This is a genomic window from Chthonobacter rhizosphaerae (assembly GCF_013839525.1).
Taxonomy (GTDB): Bacteria; Pseudomonadota; Alphaproteobacteria; order Rhizobiales; family Pleomorphomonadaceae; genus Chthonobacter; species Chthonobacter rhizosphaerae.
Genome location: NZ_JACDIS010000015.1, coordinates 17165 through 32949, shown reverse-complemented (window position 1 = coordinate 32949; position 15785 = coordinate 17165). Strand labels below are relative to the sequence as shown.

12 protein-coding genes and 1 tRNA gene are annotated in these 15785 nt (G+C 73.6%); 8 read left to right on the top strand and 5 right to left on the bottom strand.

Annotated features, from left to right (window positions below; translation table 11 throughout):
• Positions 1 to 125: 125 nt before the first annotated feature.
• From HND91_RS19870 to HND91_RS19860, 3 genes are all read right to left on the bottom strand, one after another.
• Positions 126 to 1868 carry a thermonuclease family protein gene (locus HND91_RS19870; RefSeq protein WP_181708353.1) on the bottom strand — a complete coding sequence of 581 codons (1743 nt, stop codon included), beginning with the start codon at positions 1866 to 1868 and terminating at the stop codon, positions 126 to 128.
• A gap of 145 nt (positions 1869 to 2013) precedes the next feature.
• Positions 2014 to 6183, bottom strand: a complete 4170-nt coding sequence (locus HND91_RS19865) for a translocation/assembly module TamB domain-containing protein (RefSeq protein ID WP_181708352.1) — start codon at positions 6181 to 6183, stop codon at positions 2014 to 2016.
• Positions 6184 to 6196: 13 nt separating this feature from the next.
• Positions 6197 to 8071 carry an autotransporter assembly complex protein TamA gene (locus HND91_RS19860; RefSeq protein WP_181708351.1) on the bottom strand — a complete coding sequence of 625 codons (1875 nt, stop codon included), beginning with the start codon at positions 8069 to 8071 and terminating at the stop codon, positions 6197 to 6199.
• Positions 8072 to 8340: 269 nt separating this feature from the next.
• Here HND91_RS19860 and HND91_RS19855 point away from each other — a divergent pair, with 269 nt between their 5' ends.
• The 4 genes from HND91_RS19855 (at position 8341) to HND91_RS19840 (ending at position 12201) form a co-directional block, all read left to right on the top strand.
• Positions 8341 to 8787 carry an RbsD/FucU family protein gene (locus HND91_RS19855; RefSeq protein ID WP_181708350.1) on the top strand — a complete coding sequence of 149 codons (447 nt, stop codon included), beginning with the start codon at positions 8341 to 8343 and terminating at the stop codon, positions 8785 to 8787.
• Positions 8788 to 8957: 170 nt separating this feature from the next.
• On the top strand, positions 8958 to 10250 hold the full coding sequence (gene hisD / locus HND91_RS19850) for a histidinol dehydrogenase (protein ID WP_181708349.1): 1293 nt from the start codon (positions 8958 to 8960) through the stop codon (positions 10248 to 10250).
• A gap of 1007 nt (positions 10251 to 11257) precedes the next feature.
• Positions 11258 to 11740, top strand: a complete 483-nt coding sequence (locus HND91_RS19845) for a UPF0262 family protein (RefSeq protein ID WP_181708348.1) — start codon at positions 11258 to 11260, stop codon at positions 11738 to 11740.
• 5 nt (positions 11741 to 11745) lie between these two features.
• Positions 11746 to 12201 carry an arsenate reductase/protein-tyrosine-phosphatase family protein gene (locus tag HND91_RS19840; RefSeq protein ID WP_181708347.1) on the top strand — a complete coding sequence of 152 codons (456 nt, stop codon included), beginning with the start codon at positions 11746 to 11748 and terminating at the stop codon, positions 12199 to 12201.
• Between the two features lie 27 nt (positions 12202 to 12228).
• Here HND91_RS19840 and HND91_RS19835 read toward each other — a convergent pair whose 3' ends face one another.
• Complete coding sequence (locus HND91_RS19835) at positions 12229 to 12681, bottom strand: hypothetical protein (RefSeq protein WP_181708346.1); 453 nt, start codon at positions 12679 to 12681, stop codon at positions 12229 to 12231.
• Positions 12678 to 13220, bottom strand: coding sequence for a MarR family winged helix-turn-helix transcriptional regulator (locus tag HND91_RS19830; protein ID WP_181708345.1), 543 nt, complete (start codon positions 13218 to 13220; stop codon positions 12678 to 12680). Before HND91_RS19830 ends, HND91_RS19835 begins: the two co-directional genes overlap by 4 nt.
• 189 nt (positions 13221 to 13409) lie before the next feature.
• Between HND91_RS19830 and infA the strand changes: the two genes are divergently transcribed.
• From infA to HND91_RS19810, 4 genes are all read left to right on the top strand, one after another.
• A complete protein-coding gene (infA, locus tag HND91_RS19825; RefSeq protein WP_004432473.1) occupies positions 13410 to 13628 on the top strand; it encodes a translation initiation factor IF-1 in 219 nt (72 codons plus the stop codon).
• A gap of 71 nt (positions 13629 to 13699) precedes the next feature.
• Positions 13700 to 14326, top strand: coding sequence for a Maf family nucleotide pyrophosphatase (locus HND91_RS19820; protein ID WP_181708344.1), 627 nt, complete (start codon positions 13700 to 13702; stop codon positions 14324 to 14326).
• A gap of 209 nt (positions 14327 to 14535) precedes the next feature.
• The gene (yacG, locus tag HND91_RS19815; protein WP_181708343.1) at positions 14536 to 14727 is read left to right on the top strand and encodes a DNA gyrase inhibitor YacG; all 192 of its coding nucleotides are present in this window, start codon (positions 14536 to 14538) and stop codon (positions 14725 to 14727) included.
• A 658-nt stretch (positions 14728 to 15385) separates the two neighbouring features.
• Positions 15386 to 15461 (top strand) — tRNA-Phe (locus HND91_RS19810).
• The last annotated feature ends 324 nt before the right edge of the window (positions 15462 to 15785 follow it).

Sequence of the window (15785 nt, the reverse complement as noted above, 5' to 3'; positions counted from 1 at the left end):
TTTCATCGGCCTCCCGATGTCTGGCGCTGCCCCGCGCGGCGGCGACGGTCTCCGGACATCCGACACGACGAAGGGCCGCCCCGGCTGGGGCGGCCCTTCGCCGTCGGGATCCCTGACGGCCGTCCTCAGTTCCGCGTCACCTCGAATTCGGCCGCCGCCGAGATGCCCTTGACGGTCGCGGCGCCGGATGGGGCCGCGCTCGCCCACACGCCGCGCCCGGCGTCGGCCGCCGCCTTGGCGGCAGCCCGGTAGGGCTCCGGCGCGCCGTCAGCCGGCAGCGCCAACCCTTGCGCGACCATCCACAGGCCCATGTCCTCGCCGCCCGACACGCAGACGGCCGGAATCTTGCCCGGTGTCAGCGAACTGCCGCCCGCCTTGCCGCAGGTCACCGGATTGGCCCCGATCCGCGACGACAGGGCGGAGCGCGCGAAGGCTCCGCAGCGCCAGACCGTGTCGCCGGACCGGCAGACCTGGTTGAACTCCGGCGCCTTCACGTACTGGAGCGAATAGGTGAACGCGCCGCCCGCGCCGGTCGCGAACAGGGTCCGGGCGTCGCGCACCACCATCCGCTGATACGTCTGGCCATCCTCCACCGGCGCCGAGGGGGCGGCCTTGGCGGCTGGCGTCGCCAGCGCGGGCGCCGCCAGCGCGGGCGCCGTCGCCGCCACCTCCACCGGCTCGGCCGGCTTCGGCGTTTCGGCCGGCGCGGCGTCCGCCGTCGGGGCGGGGGGAGGGGTGGCCGGCGTCACGCCGGCCTCGGGCGCTCCGGCGGTCACCGGCGCCTCGGTCGCGGCCGGCGCGTCCGCGCCTACGGGCGCTTCGGCAGCGGCCGGCGGTTCATCCGTCACCCGCGCTTCGGCCGCGGCCGGCGGCGGCTCGACCGGTGCTGCGTCCGGCACGGACGCCGGATCGATCGCCGCCACGGTCATCGGCGGCTCGGGGACCGCGGGCGCGACGGCCGGCTCGGCGGGCGCGGCCGGCTCGGCAGCCGCCGGTGGGGCGGCGGCCTGCCGGAAGGTGCCCGGCCGGGCCTCATAAGCCAGGAGCGCGCCGTCGGTGGCGTCCGGGCTGGAAAGGCCGGTCGGCAGGGCCGCCATGGCGGCTCCGGCGATCGCCACCTCGTCCGGCTCCACCGCCGGCTTCGGGGCGGCCGCCACCACGTCGTGGGCCTGGTCGATCATTTCCTCGATGGAGCGCTCACCGGCCGGATCGGCGGCGGCGGTCTCCACCGGCTCCGCGATGGCCGTCCCGGGCGTCGCGTCCGGCTCCGCCCCGGCGATGGCCGTCCCGGGCGTCGCGTCCGGCTGCGTCCCGGCGACGGCCGGCTGCTCCGTCACCGGCCGGGGCCGCGGAACCGGCCCGGCGTCGACGGCGGCCACCTCGGGCGCGGCTGCCGGAAGCGCGGCCACCTCGGCCGCCGGCGCCTCGGCCCCGCGGCCGTCGGCCTCCCGCGCATCCGCGACGGCCGGTGCGTCGCCCGGCGGCGGCGCTGGCGCGGCAGCCACGGGCGGGGCCGGGTCGGGCGTCACGGTCTCGGCCAGCACCAGGTCGCGGTTGCTGGCATAGGGCATGATCTGGCGCACGGGCCGGTCGCTCGCCACCGGGCCGGCGGGCCGCAGCTTCACCGGCTTGGCCTCGATCGCGCCGGTGCCGCCGTCGGCCGCGTCGGTCGCCAGGGGGCGCGACACCGCGCCCGGATCCACCATCGCCTGCAGGGTCGGCTGAGGCCGCTTCATGCCGTCGCCGGAGGCGGGTTCCGCCGTCACGGGCACGTCCAGCGCCACGGCCACCGCCGCGAGCCCGCCCACCGTCACGGCAAGCCCCGCCAGCATCGGCCCCAGGATCGGGCCACTCCCATACCGTGCCATCGCAACCCCCATCCGGCGCGCGCTGAAGGTGGCGCGCCGGTACACGCGCCCGCACACTCACATGACGCATTCGCAATTTACTGCGAATTGACCACGAGCGTCCATCCGGGCGGATCCAACACTTAAGCAGCGGGCATATGTGCGCTTAATATTCCTTTTCATAGTAGACGCCCACGCGCGATCCGGCGTCCGCGCCCACCTCGGCCCGCGCCTTCACCTCGTCGGTGATGTCGAGGTTCACCGACAGTCGCGTCTGCCCGCCCGCGCCCGCCGTCACGCCCACGTAGATGTTCTCGCCGATGTATCGCCCGGCCTGGACCGCCGCGTTGCCGGACTCGTCCGTCACCACGTCGAGATCGTCGAGCCCGGTGGAGGCTCTCAGGCGGCCGAGCAGATCCGGCCCGCCGCCGCCGCCGGAGAACTGCGCCACCGCCGTCGCCAGCCGGGCGATCTGGAAGGGCGAGAGCTCGTCCAGCGACCGGCCGAACAGGAACTGCGCCAGGATCTCGTCCTGCGGCAGCTCCGGGGTGGACGAGAGCACGATCTGCGGGTTGGACACCTGCCCGGTCACCGAGGCGGTGACGCTGATCTGGTTCGTCCGGGTCGTCGCCGAGAAGTCGATCAGCGGATCGAGGTCGCCCACGAGGGTGATGCTGCCCCGGTCGAAGGTGATGCGCTGGCCGATGATGTCCAGGCGCCCGCGCCGCATCTCGAAGCTGCCCACCGGCTCGATGGCGTTCACCGGCCCGGTCAGCCGCACGCTGCCGAAGAGCTCCGCGTCGAGGCCCCGGCCGCGCACGAACAGGCGCGCCGGCGCTTCCACGGTCAGGTCCAGCACCAGGCCGCCGCCGCCCACGCCGGCCCGCTCCGCCGCCCGGCGGGTCTCGGTGGTCAGCCGCGCCCGCTCCAGCGTGCGCCGCACGTTCGGCGGCGGCAGCCGGTGCTTCACGTCGAGCAGCGTCGCCGACGACGGCAGGCGTTCCGGCACGGTCACCTCCGTCCGGTCCAGCACGATCCGCCCGCCGAGGGTCAGCGTGCCGGCGATCGCGCCGGTCAGCGTCACGGTGCCGCTCGCCTCGCCGCGCACGAGCTCCCCATAGGTGTAGCGCGCGCTCGCCGCCGTCAGGGTGAGATCGACCGGCTGGTCGCCCGTCAGCCCCACGGTGCCGCTGCCGGTGATCCGGCCGCCCCGGGGCGTCGCGGCGGTCAGCCGCTCGATGGTCGCCTCGTCGCCGTCGAACCGCACGGTGGCGGCGATGCCGGTCAGCCGGTTCTGGGTCTCGGGGTCGACGAGCGTCGCCCCGTCCACCGTCACGGTGCCGGCCACCGCCGGCGCGTCGATCGACCCGGTGACGCGCACGTCCAGCCGCGCCGTGCCGGTCACCCGCGTGCCCCGTGTGGCGAGCGCCTGGTTGGCGATCGCGAGCGGCGCCGTGCCGGTCGCGGAAACCGAAAGGCCGTCCCCCGCGAGCGGCACCGTGCCGGAGACGGTGAGGTCGATCCCGCCGCCGCCCCCGACGGTGGCGTCGAACGTCACCGTGTTCTCCGCGAACCGGCCGTCGGCGTTCAGCGTCAGCGGGTCGACCCCGGCGGCCTGGAGCGCGTTGGCCGTCAGCCCTCGGCCCTCGGCCCGGAACGAGACCTCCGGGGCCGCGACCGTGCCCGTCACCTCCGCCCGGCCGCTGAGCGTGCCGGACGCGCCGAGATCGGGCGCGAAGGCGTTGGCGAGCGCCAGCGGCAGGCTGGCGATGTCGGCGGTCAGGTTCAGCGTCTCGCCCACGGTGCCGTTCGCCTGCACCCGCCCGCCGTTCAGCCGGGCGTCGGCGGTCACCTCGAAGGCGTCTCCGGTCGCCGACCGGGCGGCCGTGGCCGTGAGCGTGTCGATGGTCACGCCGCCGACCGCCACCCGCGCCGCCTCGGCGCGACCGTCGATCACCGGCCGGCCGAAAAGGTCGTCGAGCGTGGCGTCGACGGCGGCGGTGCCGATGGTCACCGTCTCGACCGTCAGGTCGCGCGCGGTCGCCCGCACCACGGCGGACTGCCGTCCTCCCTCCGCCGACAGCGTCACGGCCGCGTCCACCGCGCCGGATCCGTCCACGAGGGCGAGCGGGGCCACCACCGAGATGTCCGGCGACGTGAAGGTGATCGAGCCGGTCGCAAGGCCGTCCGGCGTCAGCGCCACGTCGCCCGTCGCCCGGGTGGTGCCGACAGAGGCCGCGAGGTCCTCCAGCCGCCGCACGCCGTCCTCAAGGCTCGCGATCCGGGCCCTCAGGTCCAGCGGCACGTCCGCCAGGCGGCCCGTCACGGTGAGGTCGCCGTTCACCAGCGCGCCGTCGAGAACGCCCTCGAACCGCGCCTCCGCGTTCGTCAGCGGCTTGCCGGCGAGGTCCAGGGCGTCGGCCATCACGACCGCCACCACGTTCGGCCGCTGGCCGGATCCGGTCAGGCGCGCCTCGAAGGCCACCGGCCCGGACGCCCGCGGCGCCACCCGGGCGATGTTGGCGAGCCGGGCGGTCAGGCGCAGGTCCGCCGCCGCGAAGTCGTAGGCGCCGTCCAGGTGGATCTCCGCCTGCCGGTTGGCGACCCGAAGGTTGTCGAACCGCAGGCCCGCCGTGTCGCGCACCGCGCGGCCGCCGACCACGGTCTCGCCTTCCAGAAGGCTGTCGGCCGCCGGGATGCCGACCCTCAGTTCCGTCCCCGTGCCGTCGAGCGTCAGGTCGAAGCCGCCGCCGATCAGCGCCACGGTGCCGGTCGCCGCAAGGTCGGCCGAACCGGCGAGGTCCTGCCCGGCCACGCCGGAGAAGGCCGCGAGATCGGCGGCCCGGAGCGTGTATCGCCCGTTGAAGCCGTCCGGCTCCACCCGGCCGACGAAGGAGGCCTCGGCGTTGGCGTTCGCCACCCGGGCGGTCTCCACCTCCACCGGCTGGCCGGCGGTCCAGGTGCCGCGCGCCGCCAGGTCCACCGCTTCGCCCACCGCGCGGGCGATGGCCGGGTCGTCGGACGTGATGCCCGTGAGGCCGCCGCCGACGTCGAAGGTCAGCGACCGGGTCGCGGCGTCCTGCAGGTTGCGGGCGACGCCGCGCGCCTCGATCAGGGCGCGCCCGGCGGTGAAGCCGCCGCTGCGGAAGCCGGTCACGTCGAAGGCGGCCGTCCATTCCTCCGCCTCGCCGCCGAACGAGACCTGGAAGCGGCCGTTGGCGATCTGCCCGGCCGCGCCGGGGATCACGACCGCCTCCTGGCCTTCCGCGCCGACCCGTCCGTCGATGGCGAGCCGGGTCGGGAAGCCGTCCGGCGCGAGCGCGCCGTTCGCCCGGAAGCTGAGGACGCCGGACGTCAGATCCAGCCGGTCGAGCGTCAGCGCGCCGGTGTCCGCCCGGACCGCGTCGATCGCCAGCGTCGAGGACCCGCGCACATAGTCCGCGTATTCCGCCGGAATCAGCGGCGCCAGGTTGCCGGTCACGTCCGTCACGAACCGCCGGCCGCCTTCGACTCCCGTGAGCGTCGTCCGGCCGCTGAGGAGCTGCTCGCCGTTCGCCGCCAGGGTGATGTCCGCCGCGAAGCCGTCCAGCGGGCCGCTGCCGGCGATCCGGAAGGCGAGGGCAGGGCGGTTCGGGATGTTGAGGAGGGTGGCGACCACGCCGTTCGCCGGCTCGTCGAGCGAGAAGTCGAGGTCGAGGACGTTGGTCTCGTTGGCGTAGGCCGCCCGCAGGGCGAAGCGGCCGCCCGGGCCGTCCGTCCGCACGATGGCGAGGTTGGTGTCGAGCGCGCCGCCCTCCAGGCTGATCGCGCCGTCCACAGACAGCACCGCCGGCTGGCCGAGGAAGCTTTCCGCGAGCGACACCGCCGGCACCGTCAGCCGGTCGATCACGATCTCCACCGGCAGGTCTGGCAGCTGGAAGCCCGCGCCGGCGGCCGGGTCGGGCGTTTCGGCGGGAACGGGCGAGCGGGCGAGGGTGATCCGCTCCGCCTCCAGGAGGTCGATGTCGAGCCGACCTCTGAGGAGCGCCAGCCGGCTCCAGACCAGGTGCACGTTCTCGATCCGGAGCCACTCGCCCTCCCGGTCGGACACCGCGATGTAGGCGATCCGCGCGTCCGACGACAGGACGCCGTCGATCGGCCCGATGGAGATGCGCCGGTCGGGCGTGGAGATCTGGTCCTCCACGAAGCGCACGAACCGGCTCTTCTCCTCCGTGTCGTCCTCCTGGGCGCCGACCACCCCGATGAGGAGGCCGTCCGCCGGTCCGACGAGCACGGCCCCGACGGCCGAGACCGCGAGGAGGAAGGCGAGGGCGGCGATGCGGGCGACGAGGGTCATGGCGTTCTCCCGCTCAGAAGGCCTGGCCGAGGCCGATGTAGATGGCGAACGACGGGTCGTCCTCGCCCGGGTTGATCGGCACGGCGGCGTCCACCCGGATCGGGCCGATGCCCGTGTCGTAGCGGATGCCGAGACCGGCGCCGATCTTCAGGTCCTCGGAAAAGTCCGGCAGGCTGGACGCGAAGGCGCTGCCCACGTCCACGAACGGCACGATGCCGAGCGACTCGGTCACCTTGGCGCGCACCTCCAGCGACGCCTCCACGTAGGAGCGTCCGCCCACCACCTCGCCGTTCTCCTCCGGGCCGATCGAGCGGTACTCGAAGCCGCGCACCGACCCGCCGCCGCCGGCGAAGAACAGCCGGCTCGCCGGCACCTCCTCCCGCGGCGGGCCGATGATGCTGCCGATCGCCGCGCGCGCCGCGATCACCAGCCGGTCGTCGCCCGTCACCGACAGGTAGGTGGAGGCCTCCAGGTCCGCGATCAGGCCCGGGTTGCCGTAGTTGAACTCGTAGAAGGGCTCCAGCCCCAGGGTCGTCCGGAAGCTGGTGGTCGGGTTGAACTCGTCGTCGCGCCCGTCGTAGGTCAGCGTCCCCGGCAGGCTCGCCAGCAGGAACTGGCGCGTCTCGAACGGATCCTCGATCTCCGCGGCTTCGATGTTGGCCGCGATCGTGCCGGTCAGCCCCTCGTAGAACTCGTGGGCGAGGCCGACCCGCGCCCGCACGGTGTTCTCCGTATAGGCGTCCAGCGGCTCGCGCCTGGCGGAGAGTTCCGCCGTCAGGTCCGTCAGCGGCGTCAGCACGCCGGGCTTCAGGAAGGTCGCCGCCGCCGAATAGGAGAAGTCCTCCGGATCCGCCGACGCGATGCCGCCGACCCGGCCCTCGAGCCGGAACTTCTCCGCCCGGCCGAACAGGTTGCGGTGTTCCCAGTAGCCCTCCACGCCCGCGCCGTCGACGGTGGAATAGCTTGCGCCGCCGCCGATCACGCGCAGCGGCCGCTCCGCCACGTTGGCGGTGATCGGCAGGGCGCCGTCCGGCCCCACCGTCTCGCCCTCCACGATTCGGGCGGAGGCGAACACCCCCAGGCGCCGCAGCTGCCTCTGCGCCTTCTCGATGTCGTCCGGGTCGTACTCCGCGCCCGGCTTCAGGTTCGTCATGTAGGCGACGAACGCCGGGTCCATCCGCTCCGTCCCGGTCACGCCCACCGGTCCGTACACCGCCCGCGGCCCGCTCGCCACGTCGATGGCCACGTCCAGCGTGTCGGACGGATGGTCGGCGATCGCCTCCCGGTTGGCGATCTCCGCCTTCGGGTGGCCCTGCTCGCGCCAGGCGTCGACCAGCGCCCGTTCCGACGACAGCACGATGCCGGACCGCGCCACCGATCCCGGCACCAGGCCGAGGCTCTCCGGCGTCTCCTCCGGCTGGTCCTTCGGGTCGCTCGTCGCCGGCGCCCGGCCGCTGATCGCCACCTGGCCGAAGGCGAATCGCGGGCCCGGATCGATCGCGATGGTCACCGGCACCGGCTTCGGCAGCGCGGCGTCCGGCTCGATGGTCGCCGGATCGCGCCCGTCCACCCGGATCTCCACCGTGCCGCCGTAGAAGCCCTCGCTGTAGAGCCCGGCGACGATGCGGCCGTATTCCGCGTTCACCCGCGACAGGAACGAGGCCGTGGAGGGCGGCGGGTCCTCCTCGCGCTGGGCGTAGAGCAGCGACGACGTGCTGAGAGTTTCCTGGAGGTCCTCGTCCTCCGTCGCCACGGTCACGTCCACCGTGTAGGGCTGGGCGTCCGGGTTGGGCGGCTCCGGCTCGTCCTCGAAGAAGCGCCAGCCGAAGATCTCGAAGGCCGCCGCCGGCGCCGCGGTCCCGGTCACCGCCGCCGTGCCGATCATCATTCCTGTGAGAACCGAGGCGGCCCCGCCCACGAATCTCCGTCGGCGCCCCCGCGCCGGCCCACGATTCCAGCCTTGCCGCATCTGCGCTCCCGTACCTCGTCACTCGTCGAGGAGCAGCCCCCGCGGCGGATCCTATCCGAAACATATCGCTAACGGTACCTGTCGCGACGACGAAGACTGGACCCCGTCCACGGACCGTTTAAGGCTAGGCCGGACGCCCCGGGCGTCCGCATGCCCGAGACGAACCGCCTGCCGACCGGAGACCCACCATGCTGAAGGGCCTGTCCCCCCTGCTCACCCCCGACCTCCTGCGCCTGATCGCCACCATGGGTCACGGCGACGACCTCGTGGTCGCGGACCGCAACTTCCCGGCCGCGTCCGTCGCCGCCCACACCGTCACGGGCCAGCTGGTGGAACTCCCCATGGCCCAGAACGGCCCGGTCCTGGAGGCCATCCTCTCCCTCTTCCCGCTCGACAGCTTCGTCGAGAAGCCCATCCACCACATGCAGGTGGTCGGCGAGCCGGACACGGTCCTGGAGGTCCACCAGGAGGCCGCCGCCATCGCGGCCCGGGCGGAGGGCCGGCCGGTCGCGCTCGGCTCCATCGAGCGATTCGCCTTCTACGAAGCCGCCCGCCAGGCCTATGCGGTGGTCCAGACCGGCGAGACCCGGCCCTACGGCTGCTTCATCCTGAAGAAGGGCGTCATCTTCGACTGACCCCGGCCCACTGGCGGAAGCCGACCGGTCGCCCGATCCCGGTCGTCCGGGCGGCAGGCGGGGGCGCGGCGGAACGGCCCGGCCGCGCCGTTCGACAAGCGCCCGCCCGGCCGCTAGAAGAAGCCCAACCGTCCGACCCGGACATCCGACCCTTCCTGGAGTGACCGCCGGTGGCGATCCGTCTCGACGACCGCGAAGCCGATTTCGAAACCCGTTTCGCCGCTTTCCTGACGACCAAGCGCGAGGTGTCCGAGGACGTGGACCAGCGCGTCCGCGCCATCCTGGACGACGTCAAGGCCCGGGGCGACGCCGCCCTCCATCACTGGACCGCCGTCCTCGACCGCTTCGACCCGGCTTCCCGAGGCCTCCGCGTCTCCGCCGCCGAGATCGACGCCGCCGTGGCGGGCGTCGATCCGGCCACCCTGGACGCGCTCACCCTCGCCCGCGACCGGATCGAGGCGCACCACGCCCGCCAGAAGCCCGAGGACAGCCGCTACACCGACCCGATCGGCGTGGAGCTCGGCTCCAAGTGGACGGCGATCGAGGCGGTCGGCCTCTACGTGCCGGGCGGCACCGCCAGCTATCCGTCGTCCGTCCTCATGAACGCGGTGCCCGCCAAGGTGGCGGGCGTCGAGCGCCTGGTCATGGTGGTGCCGTCTCCGGACGGCGTCCTCAATCCGCTGGTCCTGGTCGCCGCCCGGCTCGCCGGCGTCGACGAGATCTACCGCATCGGCGGCGCCCAGGCCGTGGCCGCGCTCGCCTACGGCACCGGGACGATCCGGCCGGTCGCCAAGATCGTCGGCCCGGGCAACGCCTACGTGGCCGCCGCCAAGCGCCGGGTGTTCGGCACCGTCGGCATCGACATGATCGCCGGCCCGTCCGAAGTCCTCATCGTGGCCGACCGGGACAACGACCCGGACTGGCTCGCGGCCGATCTCCTCGCCCAGGCCGAGCACGACACCGCCGCCCAGAGCATCCTGATCACCGACGACGCGAGCCTCGCCGAGGCCGTGGAGGCGGCCGTGGAGCGCCAGCTCGCCCTCTTGCCCCGGGCCGACACGGCGCGCGCCTCCTGGCAGGACTACGGCGCCGTCATCCTGGTGCGCGACCTCGCCGGCGCGATGCCGCTCGTCGATCGGGTCGCGGCCGAGCACCTGGAGCTCGCCGTCGCCGATCCGGAGCCCCTGCTCGCCCGCGTCCGCAACGCCGGCGCCGTCTTCGTCGGCCGCCACACGCCCGAGGTGATCGGCGACTACGTGGGCGGCTCCAACCACGTGCTCCCCACCGCCCGCTCCGCCCGCTTCTCCTCGGGCCTTGGCGTCCTCGACTTCATGAAGCGCACGTCGATCCTGAAGTGCGGCCCCGACCAGCTCCGCGCCCTCGGCCCCGCCGCCATCGCCCTCGCCGAAGCCGAAGGCCTCTCCGCCCACGCCCGCAGCGTGGCCATCCGCCTCAACCTGTGACGGACGGAACAGCCCCCACCCCCGCCAACCGCCCACCCGCCGTCCTCAGCCCCACCCGTCACCTCGGCGTACGCCGGGGCCCAACCGACGGCGCCATCACCCGCGCCGCTCCGCCGTTCCCCACCGTCGGCTGGATCCCGGCCTTCGCCGGGATGACGGCGGCGGTTGGCGGGCGGACGGCGGGCGGCGGTCCCGCACCCACCCCCACCGGCCGTCGCACACCCACCCCCATCAGCCGCCCACCCGCCTCCCTCAGCCCCACCCGTCACCCCGGCGTACGCCGGGGCCCAACCGACGGCGCCATCACCCGCGCCGCTCCGCCCGTTCCCCACCGTCGGCTGGATCCCGGCCTTCGCCGGGATGACGGCACAAGTTGGCGGGCGGACGGCGGGCGGCGGTCCCGCACCCACCCCCGCCGGCCGTCGCACACCCCACCCCCGCCAGCCGCCCACCCGCCTCCCTCAGCCCCACCCGTCACCCCGGCGTACGCCGGGGCCCAACCGACGGCGCCATCACCCGCGCCGCTCCGCCGTTCCCCACCGTCGGCTGGATCCCGGCCTTCGCCGGGATGACGGCGCAGGTTGGCGGGCGGGCGGCGGGCGGCGGTCCCGTACTCCACCTGCGCCGGCGGTCCCGCACCCACCCCCGCCGGCCGTCGCACACCCCACCCCCGCCGCCACCGCTGGCCACCCCCGCACCCACCCCCGCCAGCCGCCCGCCCGCCTTCCTCAGCCCCACCCGTCACCCCGGCGCACGCCGGGGCCCAACCGACGGCGCCATCACCCTCGCCGCTCCGCCGTTCCCCACCGTCGGCTGGATCCCGGCTTTCGCCGGGATGACGGCGGCGGTTGGCGGCCGGCCACCCCCGCCGGCCACCCTCCCGCCTCCCTAAGCCCCACCCCCCACCCCCATCGACGCCATCGCGCCTTCACCGCCCTCGTGCTAGATCTCCGCCTTCACGAGAAACCGCCCTCCAACGCGGGGGCAGCTGACGGGGTGAGGATCGGGTGAGACAGAAGACGCCGCGAGGCAAGCTCGTGTCCGTGGTGCTCGACGAGGACAGCATCGGCCGGTCCTCGTCGGACGTGGAGCACGAGCGCAAGGTCGCCATCTACGATCTCCTGGAGGAGAACGTGTTCGAGCCCGACGGCCACGGGCCGGAGACCTACGCGCTCCGTCTCGCCATCGTGGACCGGAAGCTGGTGTTCGAGGTCACGACCCCTGACGGCGGGCCGGTCATCACCCACATATTGTCGCTGACACCCTTCCGGCGGGTCGTGAAGGACTATTTCATGATCTGCGACAGCTACTACCAGGCCATCCGCACCGCGAGCCCGAGCCAGATCGAAGCCATCGACATGGGGCGGCGGGGCCTCCACAACGAAGGATCGCGGCTTCTCATGGAGCGCCTCGCCGGCAAGATCGTCATCGACATGGATACCGCGCGCCGCCTGTTCACGCTCATCAGCGTGCTGCACTGGAAGGGCTGACCGGCGTGACGGAGGAGCGGACCCGACCCGCCGCCGTTCTGTTCGCCTGTTCGTTCAATGCCGTGCGCTCGCCGATGGCGGCCGCCCTGGCGCGCCACCTGTTTCCCAACCAGATCTACGTGCGGTCCGCCGGCGTGCGCCGCGGCGAGCCGGACCCGTTCGCGGTCGCCGTCATGGACGAGATCGGCCTCGACATCCGCCGCCACAAGCCGCACACCTTCGAGGACCTGGAGGACACCAGCTTCGACCTCGTGATCTCGCTCGCCCCGGAGGCCCACCACAAGGCGCTGGAGCTCACCCGCTTCTACAGCCTCGACGCCGAATACTGGCCGACCGCGGACCCGACGCTCACCGCCGGCTCCCGCGAGCAGATCCTCAACGCCTACCGCGCCGTCCGGGACGGGCTCGAGAAGCGCATCAAGGAGCGGCTCGACTGGAAGCCCATGATCGGCGCCGGATGAGCCGGCGGAGCCGGCGCGCCACGCTCCTCAGGCGGCCGTCGGCGCACGCCCGATCCGGCCCTTGAGGCGCAGGCCGTCGCGGAAGGACAGGCCGAGCAGGGCGATGTTGACCGCGCCGGCGACGAACTCCACCGCCTGGACCAGCAGGAAGGAGCTGTCGAACGCGCCCGCCGCCGCCTTCGCCTGCAGGTAGACGGCCGCCGGTGCGAGCACCAGGAGCCCGTTGGCGGCGATCACCGGCATCCGGCGGCGCTTCGCCGCGACCAGCGGGTGGCGCGCCCGCCCGCCGAGGCGCATGCCGGTGATGCCGACCGCCGCCATGGCCGGCACGAGCACCACGAGCCCCTGGAGGATGGCGGTCTTGACCGCCAGGACCGCCGCGGGGTCGCCGGACAGTTCGGACACGACCGTGGCCGTCCAGAACGCCAGGATCGTCAGCAAGGCGAGCGCGCCCGCCACCGGATGCAGTCGTTTCGTCACGGCGTGGTCTCCCTGTCGCCTGGCTCGCCATCAAGCCGGATCTCGCCTGGCTCGTCGCCGAGCCGGATCTCGCCTGGCTCGCCATCGAGCCGGGCCCGCATGCGCCGGAGAAGGGCGAGGGCGGCCGCCGTCTCCGCGTCGGAGAATCCGGCCACCAGCTGGTCGGCGACCGGCCTCCAGGCGGCCATGGCGTCCGCGAAGGCGCGCGTCCCGGCGGGCGTCAGGCGCACCAGCCTCGCGCGCTTGTGGTGCGGGTTGTCCGCCAAAGCCACGAGCCCGTCCCGGACGAGGTCGTCGACGATCCGCTGCACCGACTGCCGCGCGAGGCCCATGGTCCGGGCCACTTGGGGCACGGTCTTGTCCGTGCCGTCCCGGGCGATGCCGCCGAGCACCTGCCAGCGGGCGCTGGTCAGGCCGAGAGGGGCGACGAGCCGGTCGCCGGCCGCCACGAGCGCGCCGTTGAGACGAAACACCTCCACCGCGAGGGCGCTGGCGGGGTGGGTGAAGGCGGTCGCGATGGGGTCCGGGCGCTGGGTCATGACGACAGCAGGCTGTCAAATCAGCAGCATGCTGTCAACATGCGTTCGCTCTCTCTCCGCCGGTCGCTCGTCGCCGGGGTGGACCGGGCGGACTGGACCGATCGTCGTCCGCCGTCCTCCGGTGTTCCCTTCCGCGCTCCGATCGGATAGTTATCCGCGCAGCCTCATTCCGATCGGATCGAACACCGCATGACCAAGGAAGAAGTCCTGGAGTTTCCGGGCATCGTCACCGAACTGCTGCCGAACGCCACGTTCCGCGTGAAGCTGGAGAACGAGCACGAGATCATCGCCCACACCGCCGGCCGCATGCGCAAGAACCGCATCCGCGTTCTCGCCGGCGACAAGGTGCTCGTCGAGATGACGCCCTACGACCTCACCAAGGGCCGCATCACCTACCGCTTCAAGTGACGGCCCGGCCTCGCCGCCCGGCGCGGCCGAGCGCCCGCCGGTTCCCCCGGTAGGTTTCCCAGCAGGTATCCATGAGCGATCGTCCTCTCCTGGTGCTGGCCTCCGGCAGCCCGCGGCGCGTGAGCCTGCTCACCCAGGTGGGCATCACGCCGGACCGCCTGATGCCCGCCGACGTGGACGAGACCCCCGGCCGCCGGGAGCTGCCGCGCACGCTCGCCCGCCGCCTCGCCCGCACCAAGGCGGAGGTCGCCGCCAACCGCATGGAACCCACCCCGGGCGGCGGTCCCGTCCTGGTGCTCGCCGCCGACACGGTGGTGAGCGTCGGCCGGCGCATCCTGCCGAAGGCCGAGACCTTCGCGGAGGCCGAGGATTGCCTCGCCCTCCTGTCCGGCCGAACCCACCGGGTCTTCACCGCCGTCTGCCTCGTCACCCCGCGCGGCGTGCGCGAACGCCTCGTCGACACCCGCGTTCGCTTCAAGCGCCTGTCCCGCGCCGAGATGGACGCTTATCTCGCCAGCGGCGAATGGCAGGGCAAGGCCGGTGGCTACGCCATCCAGGGCCGTGCCGGCTCCTTCGTGGTCCGCCTCGTCGGCTCCTACCACGCCGTGGTCGGCCTGCCGCTGTTCGAGGCGACGTCGCTCCTGGAAGGCGCCGGCTACCCGGTCCACGCCACCTGGCCCGCCGGCGTCGAGGTCTGAGCGTCCGGCCGCGGGCGAGGGTGCCTGCCCGTGTCGGCCGAGCCGCTGGCCCGCCCGACGGCGACCCGCAAGCTCTGGAGCATTCTCCGACCAAGGTGCACGACTTGGTCGGAGAATGCCCCAAGGCATCCATCGGGGGGATTTCTCGTCGCCCTGACGCTTCCGTCAGGTCGGAACGCGCCTATCGTCCCCGTGCCCGGAGGACCCGCATGACCCAGTCTCCGATCCCCGTCCGCGTCGGCGGGAAATGCCCCACCTGCGGCAAGCCGACCGACCCGGCGCACCGTCCCTTCTGCTCCAAGCGCTGCCGCGACGTGGATCTCCACCGCTGGCTGTCCGGCTCCTACGCCATCCCGTCGGCTGCTGACGACAACCCCGACGACATGCCCGACGAGCGATGAGGCGGCGCCGAGGGCCGCCCGGCCGCCGTGCCGGCGGCGTTCGAGCGGCCACGAGCGCCCGCATCGGGCCGACGACACCCCCACATGTGGGGGCGGCCCGCCGCACCATTGCTCGCGGCGAGGGCCCGACCTCGATTGAAGAGGCCGATCAAAGGCCTGCCGGCCCCGGTCCGGGCGCCCAGACCCCTCACCCCATCCCGACGGCGCCGACAACACCCCGACGCGAAATCGGGCCACCTTGTCCCCCTTCCAGCCGCCCTCCACCCGTCGCCCAACCGCCGGCCGTGCCGCCCCAGGCTGCCGCCTGGCCCGTCACCGCCCGCATCGGCCGGACCCGCCACAGGCCGCCGCCCAGGCTCCGCCGGCTCCGCCGCCGCCCAGGCTCCACCCGCTCCGCCGCCGCCCGACCCATCGGCCGGACCCGCCACTGGACGCCGCCCAGGCTCCACCCGCTCCGCCGCCGCCCGACCTGTTCGCCAGCATTTTCGAACACTTAGCCCAAACGCCCGCACCGCCAGCCCCCGGCGCGCCGCCCGGTCCCGGTCCCTTTCCGGGCGCATGACATTTTGATGGATCAAGCCACTAGACAGCCCGACCCGGAGTTTCTATAAGGCCCCTCGTCGCTGGCGGGACGCACCAAACCCCGCACGGATCCGGCGCCCGGGTAGCTCAGTTGGTAGAGCATGCGACTGAAAATCGCAGTGTCGGTGGTTCGATTCCGCCCCCGGGCACCACTTCAGCCTCCAGAATAGCCCAAGACAGCTCGTAATCTCTTGTTACAACTGAGCTTTCCTCGCGCGCCTACCTTCGTAACGGCGTGCTCCTGCGGCACGCGCGGGTTCGTCCGGGGAGGCGGTCGGTGGGGGGTGGAGCCTCGTAATCGCGCCGGCTTCGGATGGGCGGCGGGCTAATCATGGGGGCGCGTCGCATCGGTCGGCCGAGAGCAGGGTCGGGCTGGCCGCCCGCCGGCCATCCGGTCCCAGACCGGTCCATCCCTTGACAGATGGCCCGGGCGGGCCTTCAGTAGAGCGGTTCACTAAAGCGCTTTACGGAGCGAC